Genomic DNA, 13,040 nt, shown 5'->3' on the forward strand with positions numbered 1-13,040 from the left:
TAATAATATGCGAAATTACTGCTTGTTTCGCATATAAACAAACCTTATATGCTGTTTAATAACAGATTAATACCGGAAACTGCTCCCTCCTAAAAACTCTCTCAGTAAGGAAGTGGGGGGCAATTCTTTATCTTGCACCGAAGCGAAATATTCCAGGAACTTGCGTAAACGATATGCTTCTGAATATTCTGGTTTGTTGTTGGGGACATTTCTCAGAATAGGAATGGCGTAATCTTTCATAATGGCCAGCTCAAACAACAGGGCGGAATTGAACATGGCATCTGCGTTTTCCTGATATGGGAAGATCCATTTTTCTTCTCCGGCGCGCACACTGGGCCATCTTCTGATTGTTTCCTCTGCGGAATAGCCACGGTATTTGTAGTCGCGGATAATACGGCGCAACAAACGGTTGTCGGTAGTCGGGATATAATTATGATTGTCCAGCAGGATAGTGGTTAATGCCGATACATATATCTTATATTTATTATCGGCGGGAATATGGGGGGTCAACTCGGGGTTAAGTGCATGAATCCCTTCGAGAATCAATATCATGTTGTCGTCAACCTTAAGTTTGTCTCCTTTGAATTCCCTTTTTCCGGTGGTGAAGTTGAAACGTGGCAGTTCCACTTCGTCTCCATGAAGCAGGTCTTGCAACTGCTTGTTGAAGAATTCCAAATCCAATGCGTATAATGATTCGTAATCGTAATCGCCTTGTTCATCTTTCGGTGTCTTTTCCCGGTCAACAAAATAGTTGTCCAGGGAGATGGGATAGGGCCTCAGACCGTTTGCCATCAGTTGTATGCTGAGACGTTTGCTGAAAGTCGTTTTGCCGGAAGAGGATGGACCGGAGATGAGAACCAGTTTGACTCTTTGACCGTTTTTCCCTCTGTGGTATATTTCATCGGCAATATTGGAAATCTTTTTTTCCTGCAAGGCTTCGGACACATTAATCAGATCGGTGGCATGACCTTTATTGCAGGCCACATTGAAATCTCCCACAGTCCCTACGCCTAGAATCTGATTCCAACGACGATGTTCTTTGAATACGTCCAGCATTTTCTCTTGTTTCACCACTTCCTCTAATACCTCCGGATTCAAGCGGTTGGGGACACGCAACAACAAGCCGTCATAGTATTTCACAATATCGAAATTGCGGATGTATCCGGTGCTGGGCAGCAAACTGCCATAATAGTAGTCAATGGTATCTTCCAGGGTATAATAATAGGAGTAGAGCTCCCCTGAAGTTTCAAGCAGCCTTACTTTGTCCATCATTCCTTTCCGGCGGAATAGTTCCACGACTTCTGTCGTGTGGCATTCAAAACGATGGAAAGGGATGTTGGCTTCCACAATTTCTTTCATTCGCTGCTTGATACGTGTGACATCATCCAATCCGGTTTCGCGTCCTATCTGTAAGTAGCAATAATATCCTTTGGATACAGGATGCTCAAGCATGATTTTTCCATCGGGGTATAGATCTTCCACTGCTTTGCACAAAATGAAGCAGAGCGAACGGACGTAAGTGCGCATTCCCGAGGGATTCAGCATATTCAGGAATTCTACATCTTTGTTGTTATAAGCCCGGTAATTGAGACCTTCGACTTTGTTATTGACTTTGGCACTGACCGGCCCATACGGGATATCTAGATTAAAACCATTATAAATATCCAAAAGTGAGCTTCCGATTGGGAAGTTCTTTGAAATATTGTTATTTTTGCAACAGATTTGTAACATAATCGTAATAATTATTACTAACGTAGTGAAACGGCTTGAAATTTACTGAATAAAAGGGAATTTAGCCAATTCCTACCAAATTAATTAAAGATGGAGTATTCTTTTTATGATTTCTTAAAGCTGCTAGGTTCACTGGCGCTATTCCTTTATGGAATGAAAATCATGAGTGAGGGGTTGCAAAAGTTTGCAGGTGACAGACTGCGTAAAATCCTCACGGCGATGACCACCAACCGGGTAACCGGAGTGTTAACCGGTGTCCTTATCACTGCGTTAATTCAATCCTCTTCTGCTACTACTGTTATGGTAGTAAGTTTCGTGAATGCAGGCCTCCTTACGCTTTCACAATCTATCGGAGTCATCATGGGTGCGAATATCGGTACCACGGTCACTGCATGGATTATATCCGCGCTGGGCTTCAAAGTGGACATTGCCGCTATGGCGCTTCCATTATTGGCTGTCGGCGTACCCTTATTGTTTTCAGGAAAGAGTAACCGTAAATCCATCGGGGAATTTATATTCGGTTTCTCTTTTTTGTTTATGGGCCTCTCTCTCTTGAAGACGAATGCTCCTGACTTAAGTAGAAACCCCGAAATGCTGTCTTTTGTTCAGAATTATACCGATATGGGCTTTGGTTCTGTTATCTTGTTTGTTGCCATCGGTACCATTCTGACCATGATTGTACAGGCATCGGCGGCAACCATGGCCATTACTTTGATTATGTGTGCTAATGGCTGGATTAGTTTTGAACTGGGGGCAGCGTTGGTGCTTGGCGAGAATGTGGGTACTACCATAACAGCCAATCTGGCTGCACTGACTGCCAATACGCAGGCCAGGAGGGCTGCGCTGGCTCATTTGGTGTTCAATATCTTTGGAGTTATTTGGGTGTTATGTCTTTTCAAACCTGTCACTATGGGGGTTTCCTGGTTTGTAGAGGATATAATGAAGACGGCAGATCCGGCTGTTGCCGTTTCTTTTAAGCTGTCTGCTTTTCATACTACTTTTAATATCTGCAATGTGCTGATTCTTATTTGGTTCGTAAAACTGATAGAGAAAACTGTCTGCAAAATCATTCCTCAGAGAGAGCAGGATGAGGAATACCGCTTGCGCTTTATTACCGGTGGTATGCTTTCTACCGCGGAGCTTTCTATATTGCAGGCACGCAAGGAAATCAATCTCTTTGCAGAACGTACCCACCGTATGTTTGGTATGGTGCAGGATTTGCTTCATACGACAAATGACAATGACTTTAACAAATTGTTCAGCCGTATTGAGAAATATGAGAATATCAGTGATAACATGGAGGTGGAGATTGCCAATTATCTGAATCAGGTATCCGACGGGCGTTTGAGTTCTGAAAGTAAGTTGCAGATTCGTGCCATGCTTCGTGAAGTGACTGAAATAGAAAGTATCGGTGACAGCTGTTATAATTTGGCGCGTACCATTAACCGCAAGCATCGCAATGGTATGGATTTTACCCCGAAACAGTATGATCATATTCATCAGATGTTTCAACTGACAGATGATGCTTTGTCCCAAATGGTATCGTTGGTAGAGGATGAGCATCATGTGGTGGATGTAAACAAGTCGTTCAATATAGAGAACGAAATAAATAACTATCGTAACCAGCTAAAGAACCAAAATGTGCTGGATGTGAATAATAAGGAATATGATTATCAGATGGGTGTACACTACATGGATATCATTGGAGAATGTGAAAAACTGGGTGATTATGTGGTCAATGTGGTGGAAGCCAGTAGCAATGTGAAAGAAAAAAAATCCTGAATTGAAACAGCGATGGTAAACAGATGAACGACAATAAAGCAGAGGTGCGAGGTCTCACCCGTGACGGCTTAAATACTTTGCACTTCTGTGCTTTTTCTGATAAAGTATAGTAAAGAAGAGAATATAAATAAAAGAGAATTTATATGTCAATATTTGTTTTCTTGAAATTGATAGGCTCGCTGGCGCTCTTGATGTATGGTATGAAAACCATGAGTGAGGCCTTGCAAAAACTGACAGGTGGACATTTGCGTCATATTCTGGGAGCAATGACCACAAACCGTTTTACCGGATTGTTGACCGGCACATTTGTAACTGCTTCCGTACAGTCTTCTACTGCGACAACAGTAATGACTGTCAGTTTCGTCAATGCGGGACTGCTGACTTTGGGGCAGGCTATTTCTGTAATCATGGGGGCTAATATCGGTACTACGGTAACCGCTTGGATCATGTCTGTCTTCGGCTTCCAGATTGATATGAATAATCTTATCTTTCCTCTTTTTGCACTGGCTGTTCCGTTGATCTTTTCCAATAAGAGCCAGAAAAAATCTTTTGGGGAATTTATTTTTGGATTTTCATTCATGTTTTTGGGATTGACCACGCTACGTGAGAATGCCATGCACATGGATCTGGAGCACAATGCTGCTGTTATCAGCTTCATTACCTCTTGTAAGGAATGGGGATTCCTTTCCATTTTATTGTTTCTGTTGATAGGTGGAGTGATAACAATGTGCGCACAGTCTTCTGCTGCGGTTATGGCCATTACTTTGATTCTCTGTTCCAGTGGTGTGCTTGATTTGTATTTGGGCATTGCATTGGTGATGGGAGAGAATATTGGCACTACTGTAACGTCCAACATTGCAGCTCTGACGGCAAATGCGCAAGCAAGACGGGCGGCGTTGGCTCATTTTATTTTTAATATGTTCGGGGTGGTATGGATCTTATGCATCTTCCATCCGTTTGTAGATATGGTAAGTGGGATGATTGACCGTATATTTCCGGAGGGATCGCCTGAAGTCGCGGTTACGTATAAACTGTCTGCTTTCCATACAGCATTTAATATTTGCAATGTGCTGATATTGATTTGGTTTATTAAGCCGATTGAGAGGGTGGTCTGCTGGGTGATCAAACCAAAGGAGGATGAGGAGGAATTCCGTTTGCGCTTTATCACGGGCGGTATGCTGTCTACTGCTGAATTGTCTATTGTCCAGGCAAGGAAAGAAATTAATTTATTTGCCGAACGTACCCGCCGTATGTTTGGTATGGTGCGTGATTTGTTGCATACGACGAATGAGAATGACTTCAACAAATTGTTTAGCCGGATAGAAAAGTACGAGAATATCAGTGATAATATGGAGTTGGAGATAGCCAATTATTTGAATGAGGTTTCTGAAGGACGTCTGAGCTCTGAAAGTAAATTGAAGATACGCGCTATGCTGCGTGAAGTGACAGAACTGGAAAGTATTGGTGACAGTTGTTATCATCTGGCTCGTACTATCAATCATAAGTTCAGAGGGAATGAAGACTTTACGGAGAAACAATATGATCATATTCATCAGATGCTTCAATTGACGGATGACGCGTTGCGACAAATGGTATCTTTGGAAGAGGATGAGTATCATCTGGTTGATCCCAACAAGTCATTTAATATAGAGAATGAGATCAATAACTACCGTAACCAGTTGAAGAATCAGAATGTATTGGATGTGAATAATAAGGAATACAATTATCAGATGGGAGTGCATTATATGGATATCATCAGCGAATGTGAGAAACTGGGTGACTATGTGGTTAATGTCGTCGAGGCACGTACGGATATAAAGGAGAAGAAGATCTAGTTTTCGCTATTCAAGAAACAAGCAAAAAAAGCGTGAGACATCATCTGTGCCCCACGCTTTTTTTATGAATCAATTTTAGGTGATTACTTTTCGATGTCAACCAGCTCAACTTCGAAGATCAAAGTAGAGAACGGTTTGATCTGACCGGCTTCACGTGAGCCATAAGCCAAGTCTTGAGGAATATAAAGTTCCCATTTAGAACCTACAGGCATCATTGTCAGCGCTTCAGTCCAGCCTTTGATTACTTGGTTGGCTTTGAATGTAGTCGGTTCTTTACGATCGTATGAACTATCGAATTGAGTTCCGTCAATCAAAGTACCTTTATAGTTTACTTTTACTTTAGAAGAGTCGGTAGGAATAGCACCGTTACCTTCTTTAATAACCTTGTATTGTAAACCGCTAGGTGTTGTTTTAACGCCTTCCTTCTTTGCGTTTTCAGCCAGGAATTTCTCGCCGGCAGCTTTGTTTTCTGCAAACTGGGCTTCAGTAGCTTTTTCCTTGATTGCTTCTGCTTTAGACTGGACGTAAGCGTTAGCTTCTTCCATAGTAACATTCATGCCTTTTTTCTGCAAAGCAGCCATGAAACCTGCCAGAAAGTTTTCTTTGCTTAAGCTTTGGGTTGAGTCGTTTCCGAAAATACGTTGACTCATCATGTCGAACATGCGTCCGCCAACTTGCTGGCCAATCTGAAGACCTGCCATATAAGCAACGTCTTTAGGACTTGTCTTGCTGGTACCTTCTTTTACGCCTCTGATGAAGTCGGCCATATAAGCTGTGTCAACACCCAGTTGCTGACTCATATACATGTCCAGTCCTTGTGTGTTGGTGATACCCATCATGTAAGAAAGTGAATCTACGTCATTCTTCATGTTTGCTTTCGGTGCTTGAGCTGTACAAGACGCCAAGCTGGCTGCAGCAGCGATCGCTACAAAAAAACTAATTTTTTTCATTTGCCTTAAAATGCTTTAAAATTATAATACTTCGATTAATTCTACTTCAAAAATCAATGTGCTGTGGGGAGGGATCATTTCGCCTGCCTGTTGTGCTCCGTAGGCTAGTTCTGAAGGAATAAAAAGCTTCCATTTGGCACCTTCGGTCATCAGCTGGAGTGCTTCCACCCATCCTTTGATTACTTGGTTCACACCAAAGATAGCCGGTTCGCCACGTTTGATAGAGCTGTCGAACAATGTTCCGTCAATCAAAGTCCCTTCATAATGACATTTTACACGGTCGGTTGCACTCGGCTTCTTTCCGTTGCCTTCTGTGATAACTTCGTATTGTAAGCCGCTGGGGAGTGTCACAACTCCCGGTCTTTTCGCATTCTCCTCCAGGAATGATTTCCCTTTTTCAATGTTTTCTGCATTCAATTTGGTTTCCAGCTCTTCAAAGTACTTGTTTACGATTTCACGTGCTTCGTTGTGGCTGATAGCCGTTTCTTTTCTATCTAATACGTCTTTGATTGCTTGAGCAAAGTCTTCAACATTAATACCTTGAGCACCCATGCTCAATAAATTCTGGCCAATACCAAGGCCGATGGCGTAACTGAATTTATCCATAACTGTTTATTTTATAAGATGTTTTTATACAAAACGTACAAAGGTAGGTGTTTTATTTGAATGAATCTGTTTTTAACAATTTAATTTTTCTTATTTTTGTGTGTTTAGTTAAAAGAGGAGGATTAAAAATGAAGAATTTAGTAGTTTTAACAGGTGCCGGGATGAGTGCCGAAAGCGGTATCAGTACATTTCGTGATGCAGGAGGTTTGTGGGACCAGTATCCGGTGGAGCAAGTGGCTACTCCGGAAGGGTATGCGGCAAACCCTGAACTGGTGATTGATTTTTATAATGAGCGCCGTAAACAGTTGATTGCTGTAAAGCCTAACCGAGGGCATGAACTGGTAGCTGAGATGGAAAAGTTCTTTCATGTGACTGTTATCACTCAAAATATTGATAATTTGCATGAACGCGCCGGAAGTTCGCACATTATTCATTTACATGGTGAGCTGACTAAGGTGACATCTAGTTGGCAGCCCAATAATCCTGCTTATATTAAGGAATTAAAACCGGAAGAATATGAAGTACAGATGGGAGACTTGGCTGGAGACGGTTCCCAGCTCCGTCCGTTCATTGTATGGTTTGGTGAATCTGTTCCTATGATTGAAACTGCAATTGATTATGCTGAAACTGCTGACATTTTTTTGATTATAGGAACTTCGCTTAATGTATACCCCGCTGCCGGTTTGTTGAATTATGTGCCTGCTCACGTTCCTGTTTATCTGATTGATCCTAAACAGGTGCCTATTGTGTCGGGGCGTAAAGTGCATGTAATTCAGAAAGGTGCGTCCGAAGGGATGGAAGAACTTAAAAAAATAATAGTGGGATAGTTTGCAAGTAAACAATTTCCTTGTATATTTGTTATATATTTAAAGAACATTTAAAACATAAAACAGAGACAATTATGAAAAAGTACGTTTGCACAGTATGTGGTTGGGTTTACGATCCAGCAGAAGGAGATCCTGAAGGTGGAATTGCTCCGGGAACAGCATTTGAAGATATTCCGGATGACTGGGTTTGTCCTCTTTGCGGAGTAGGTAAAGATGACTTTGAAGTCCAGGAAGACTAATTTCTATTCATAAACCGGATATCATATAAAGCAGAGGAGTTTCTTCTGTATGATATATCAGATAGCGCGACTAATGAGTCGCGCTTTTGTTTTACATTATTATTAAATGGCTTGGTCTTAAAAAAAGAAAAGCGTAACCTGTTTTCTGGTTACGCTTTTTATAATTAAAAATAAAGAATATCCTTATTTCTTTTCTTGTCTTTCAGGACGAGGAAGCAATACTTTGTGGGAAAGTTTGAATTTGCCAGTCTTGGGATCAATATCAAGCAATTTCACTTCTATTTCGTCTCCTTCTTTTAAGCCGGCCTCTTCAATTGTTTCAAGGCGCTTCCAGTCAATTTCCGAGATGTGTAACAAGCCGTCTTTACCTGGCAGGAATTCTACGAATACGCCATACGGCATCACTGAACGGACTTTGCCTACGTAAACCTCACCGACTTCGGGAACAGCAACGATGCCTTTGATGATGCGCATGGCATCGTCAATAGACTTCTTGTTTGTTCCGGCAATTTCAATGCGGCCTACACCATCAGTTTCTTCAATAGTGATGGTTGCTCCGGTCTCTTCCTGCATACCTTGAATAATCTTTCCACCCGGGCCGATGACCGCACCAATGAATTCTTTAGGAATAGTCATGGTTTCAATGCGTGGAGCATGCGGTTTCAAGTCTGCGCGAGGTTCTGCGATACATTCGGTTAACTTGTTAAGAATATGCTCACGGCCTTCCTTTGCTTGCAGCAATGCCTTTTCCAGAATTTCGAATGACAGGCCGTCTACCTTGATATCCATTTGGGTGGCGGTGATACCATCACGGGTACCTGTAACCTTGAAGTCCATATCGCCCAAGTGGTCTTCATCACCAAGGATATCCGACAACACGGCGTATTTTTCCTCACCAGCATTCTTAATCAAGCCCATGGCAATACCTGAAACTGGTTTTTTCATAGCGACACCAGCGTCCATCAAGGCAAGTGTTCCGGCACAAACGGTAGCCATTGAAGAAGAACCGTTTGATTCCATGATATCAGATACTACACGTACCGTGTACGGGTAGCCTGCAGGAATTTGTCCTTTCAAAGCACGCCATGCCAAGTGTCCGTGACCAATCTCACGACGGCCTACGCCACGTTGTGCTTTTGCCTCACCGGTAGAATAAGGAGGGAAGTTGTAGTGCAACAAGAAACGTTCTCTGTGCTGATCCAGTACATCGTCTACGATTTTTTCGTCCAGCTTTGTACCCAGAGTTACCGAAGTCAGAGACTGGGTCTCACCACGGGTGAAGATAGCAGAACCGTGAGGGCCGGGCAGGTAACCTACTTCGCACCAGATAGGGCGGATTTCAGTAGTCTTACGTCCGTCCAGACGCTTGCCTTCGTCAAGAATGCAACGACGCATCGCTTCTTTTTCCACATCGTGGTAGTAACGGTCTATCAATGCACCTTTTTCTTCCAGTTCTTCTTCTGTATATTGAGTTTTGAATTCATCGCGGATGGCATCGAAAGCATCCTGACGTTCGTGCTTGTTTCTGTTTCCTGAAGCAGCGATAGCGTATGCTTTATCATAACAAGCTTCGCGTACAGCTTTGCGCAGGTCTTCATCGTTCTCTTCGTGGCAATATTCACGTTTTACCGTAGAACCGACCTCTTCCATCAGTTCCATTTGCGCTTTGCAATGAACTTTGATTGCTTCGTGAGCGGCTTTCATGGCAGCCAATAAGTCTTGTTCGCTAACTTCCTGCATCTCGCCTTCCACCATCATGATGTTGTCGTATGTAGCGGCAACCATTAAGTCCATATCAGCTTTTTCAAGTTGTTCGAAAGTGGGGTTGATAACAAACTGACCATCAATACGTGCTACACGTACTTCAGAAATCGGTCCGCCGAAAGGAATGTCGGAAACAGCCAATGCAGCCGAAGCGGCCAATCCAGCCAGTGCATCAGGCATATCTACTCCGTCGGCTGAGAAAAGAACAATGTTTACGTAAACCTCTGCGTGGAAATTATCGGGAAATAAAGGACGCAATGCGCGGTCTACCAAGCGGCAAGTCAGAATCTCATAATCCGAAGCTTTGCCTTCTCTTTTGGTAAAGCCACCGGGAAAACGTCCGAATGCTGCATATTTTTCTTTGTACTCTACCTGAAGGGGCATAAAATCTGTACCGGGAACTGCATCTTTTGCTGCACAAACAGTAGCTAGCAACATGGTGTTACCCATGCGAAGCATTACAGAGCCGTCTGCCTGTTTTGCCAGCTTTCCCGTTTCGAGTGTGATGGTTCTACCATCAGGAAGCTCGATCGTCTTAACAATTGGATTGATCATAAAAAATGTTTTAATATATTTTTCGTCTAAAATTCATGCAAAGATAGGCATTTATTCTTCTAATTTGGTGAGAATGAGATAAAAAGTTACTATGATTACTGTTTTTTTTCATTTTAATGTGTAAGAAGGTGGATAAATGCTTTGACAAACCACGAAAAGACGTATCTTTGCATCCGAATTTATTAAGAGAACACACATTTATATTAATTTTAGCGATGAAAAAGAATGTATATTTTTTGCTCGCACTTCTGTTGATAGGGTTGAGCGCCTGCGACAATGAACCGAAGTTCAAAGTTCAAGGTGAAATTAATGGTGCTGAAGATAAGATGCTTTATTTGGAAGCGTCGGGGTTGGATGGCATAGTAGCGCTTGATTCGACCAAATTAGGCGGTAGCGGAAGTTTTAATTTTGCGCAGAAGCGTCCGGAATCTCCCGAATTCTATCGTTTGCGTTTGGATAATAAAGTGATAAATTTTGCTGTTGACTCTACGGAAACAGTATCAGTCAAGGCGGCGGCAAATGATTTTGCGACCGGATATCGTATTGAAGGTTCGGAAAACAATTTGAAAATCAAGGAATTGGTGCTGCTGCAAGCTGATTTGCAAAAGAATGTGGACAAATTGGGCCAGAACCGTAATATTCCTGCGGGTATCGCACAGGATAGTCTTTGGGCTATGGTGAACAATTACAAGAATAAAGTGAAGCGCGAATATATTTTTGCGGCTCCTAATATGCCATACGCTTATTTCGCTTTGTTCCAGTCGCTGAACGGGTATATGATTTTTGATCCTTTGACTAATAAGGAAGATGTGAAGTGCTTCGCAGCGGTGGCTACGAGCTTGAACAATGCTTATCCGCATGCCGACCGCTCGCGTAATCTGTATAATATGGTTATAAAAGGAATGAAGAATACTCGTACTCCACGTCAGCAGACGATGGATATTCCTGAAGATAAAATCAAGGAGGCCAGTATCATTGATATCCAGCTGAAGGATTTGAAAGGGAATACACGCAGTTTGACAGAGCTGAAGGGCAAGGTGGTGCTGATAGATTTTACAGTGTATAATAATGCAATGTCTGCCACACACAACTTGGCATTGCGCGAACTTTATAATAAGTACGCTTCTCAAGGGTTCGAGATTTATCAGATCTCACTGGATGGTGATGAGCACTTTTGGAAAACATCGGCAGATAATCTGCCTTGGGTTTGTGTGCGCGACGCTAATGGTGCTTATTCTTCATACATTTCGTTGTATAATGTAACCAATCTGCCTTCAGTGTTCCTGGTAAACCGTAGTAATGAGCTGAGTGCTCGTGGCGAGAATATTAAAGATTTGGATGAAGCCATTAAAAAACTCTTGTAAAAAGCTAATTATGAGTTGAATTTGTTTAAACATGTTACATAGCATCCTTATAAACTTGACTTGTATTAGATAAAATTCTATCTTTGCAAGACTTGAAATACCAAAGAGGGTTCCGACATTTCCATGTCGGAATTCTTTTTGTTTTTATAGGCATAACTAGAACAATGAATAATTTTATAATTTAATAAGGAGGAAAATATTATGGCTTATATGTCAGAAGAAGGTTACAAACAGCTGATTGAGGAACTGAAGTACTTGGAATCAGTAGAACGTCCTAAAATTGTGTCGGCTATTGCCGAAGCCCGTGATAAAGGTGACTTGTCGGAAAATGCCGAGTATGATGCTGCCAAAGAGGCGCAAGGTCTGTTGGAAATGAAGATCAGCCAGCTGAAATCAACAATTGGTGATGCTAAGATTATTGATACTTCAAAAATGAAAGCAGATACAGTGCAGATTTTGACGAAAGTCGAATTAAAGAATGCCAAGACCGGAATGAAGATGGTTTATACTATCGTAGCCGAAAGCGAAGCCAACTTGAAACAGGGCAAGATTTCAGTAAATACTCCGATCGCACAGGGATTGTTGGGCAAGAAGGTGGGTGATGTGGCTGAGATCACCATTCCGCAGGGTAAAATCAGCTTGGAAGTTGTGAATATTTCATTTTAATATGTAAGGCAGGTCTGTTATGCGGGTCTGCCTTATTTAATACTTATAGATATGGCAACAATATTTAGTAGAATTATTGCAGGTGAGATTCCTAGCTACAAAGTGGCTGAAAATGATAAGTTCTATGCCTTTCTGGATATCAATCCGTTGGCCAAGGGGCATACATTGGTTGTCCCGAAACGCGAGGTGGACTATATTTTTGATCTGGATGACGACGAACTGGCGGCGATGCATGTTTTTGCAAAGAGCGTCGCTCTTGCCATCCAACAAGCATTTCCATGCAAGAAAGTAGGTGAGGCGGTGATCGGACTGGAGGTTCCTCATGCACATATTCATCTGATTCCTATCCAGAAGGAATCGGATATGATATTCTCTAATCCGAAGTTGAAGCTCACAAATGAAGAGTTTGTGGAGGTGGCGACAGCAATCAGTCAAGCCTGGGAAGGTGGTGACAAGTAATCTTCTTCTTTAATATATAAAGAGCGGGATGCGGATTTTTCTGCATCCCGCTTTCTTTGTATAGTCAGGCTGAATGGATTTGCCCAATATGAGGTGAAACGGTAAGTTAACTTCATGAGGCAAGTAAGTTAAGTTAAAGTGCCAAGTAAGTTAAGTTACTTGCCCGATGCACTTAAGTTACTTTTTTGAGCTATCGGTGGCTCATCCACCTTATTTTTCGCCAGTCAATTTTATCCGACTATGATCAATGACAGATTTCAGC

11 protein-coding genes are annotated in these 13,040 nt (G+C 42.1%); 7 read left to right on the forward strand and 4 right to left on the reverse strand.

Features of this window, described 5'->3' with window-relative positions:
• Positions 1–66 precede the first annotated feature (66 nt).
• Positions 67–1,740 (reverse strand): nucleoside kinase, encoded by a 1,674-nt coding sequence (locus ACYQ0C_RS01010; protein WP_089503690.1) that lies wholly within the window; start codon positions 1,738–1,740, stop codon positions 67–69.
• Positions 1,741–1,821: 81 nt separating this feature from the next.
• Here ACYQ0C_RS01010 and ACYQ0C_RS01015 point away from each other — a divergent pair, with 81 nt between their 5' ends.
• Together ACYQ0C_RS01015 and ACYQ0C_RS01020 are read left to right on the forward strand one after the other, a co-directional pair.
• Positions 1,822–3,513 (forward strand): Na/Pi cotransporter family protein, encoded by a 1,692-nt coding sequence (locus tag ACYQ0C_RS01015; protein ID WP_016275225.1) that lies wholly within the window; start codon positions 1,822–1,824, stop codon positions 3,511–3,513.
• 143 nt (positions 3,514–3,656) lie between these two features.
• Positions 3,657–5,348 (forward strand): Na/Pi cotransporter family protein, encoded by a 1,692-nt coding sequence (locus tag ACYQ0C_RS01020; RefSeq protein WP_016275226.1) that lies wholly within the window; start codon positions 3,657–3,659, stop codon positions 5,346–5,348.
• Between the two features lie 83 nt (positions 5,349–5,431).
• Here ACYQ0C_RS01020 and bamJ (ACYQ0C_RS01025) read toward each other — a convergent pair whose 3' ends face one another.
• Both bamJ (ACYQ0C_RS01025) and bamJ (ACYQ0C_RS01030) read right to left on the reverse strand, forming a co-directional pair.
• A complete protein-coding gene (bamJ, locus tag ACYQ0C_RS01025; protein ID WP_016275227.1) occupies positions 5,432–6,298 on the reverse strand; it encodes a BamJ family beta-barrel-assembly machinery protein in 867 nt (288 codons plus the stop codon).
• Positions 6,299–6,319: 21 nt separating this feature from the next.
• On the reverse strand, positions 6,320–6,904 hold the full coding sequence (gene bamJ, locus ACYQ0C_RS01030; RefSeq protein WP_016275228.1) for a BamJ family beta-barrel-assembly machinery protein: 585 nt from the start codon (positions 6,902–6,904) through the stop codon (positions 6,320–6,322).
• Between the two features lie 128 nt (positions 6,905–7,032).
• Between bamJ (ACYQ0C_RS01030) and ACYQ0C_RS01035 the strand changes: the two genes are divergently transcribed.
• Positions 7,033–7,731: an SIR2 family NAD-dependent protein deacylase gene (locus ACYQ0C_RS01035; protein ID WP_016275229.1), complete on the forward strand. Its 699-nt coding sequence runs from the start codon at positions 7,033–7,035 to the stop codon at positions 7,729–7,731.
• A gap of 74 nt (positions 7,732–7,805) precedes the next feature.
• Entirely contained in the window at positions 7,806–7,970 is a 165-nt protein-coding gene (rd, locus tag ACYQ0C_RS01040; protein WP_005845392.1) for a rubredoxin, read from the forward strand.
• Between the two features lie 183 nt (positions 7,971–8,153).
• On the opposite strand, the gene pnp is transcribed toward rd, so the two are convergent.
• The gene (pnp, locus tag ACYQ0C_RS01045) at positions 8,154–10,289 is read right to left on the reverse strand and encodes a polyribonucleotide nucleotidyltransferase (RefSeq protein ID WP_016275230.1); all 2,136 of its coding nucleotides are present in this window, start codon (positions 10,287–10,289) and stop codon (positions 8,154–8,156) included.
• Between the two features lie 215 nt (positions 10,290–10,504).
• On the opposite strand from pnp, the gene ACYQ0C_RS01050 reads away from it, so the two are divergent.
• The 3 genes from ACYQ0C_RS01050 to ACYQ0C_RS01060 all read left to right on the forward strand — a co-directional run bounded on the left by ACYQ0C_RS01050 (position 10,505) and on the right by ACYQ0C_RS01060 (position 12,778).
• Positions 10,505–11,653, forward strand: a complete 1,149-nt coding sequence (locus tag ACYQ0C_RS01050) for a thioredoxin-like domain-containing protein (RefSeq protein ID WP_025017958.1) — start codon at positions 10,505–10,507, stop codon at positions 11,651–11,653.
• Between the two features lie 201 nt (positions 11,654–11,854).
• Complete coding sequence (gene greA / locus ACYQ0C_RS01055) at positions 11,855–12,319, forward strand: transcription elongation factor GreA (RefSeq protein WP_016275232.1); 465 nt, start codon at positions 11,855–11,857, stop codon at positions 12,317–12,319.
• 51 nt (positions 12,320–12,370) lie between these two features.
• A complete protein-coding gene (locus tag ACYQ0C_RS01060) occupies positions 12,371–12,778 on the forward strand; it encodes an HIT family protein (RefSeq protein ID WP_016275233.1) in 408 nt (135 codons plus the stop codon).
• Positions 12,779–13,040 lie beyond the last annotated feature (262 nt).

It is taken from the genome of Phocaeicola sartorii JCM 17136 = DSM 21941 (assembly GCF_054653615.1).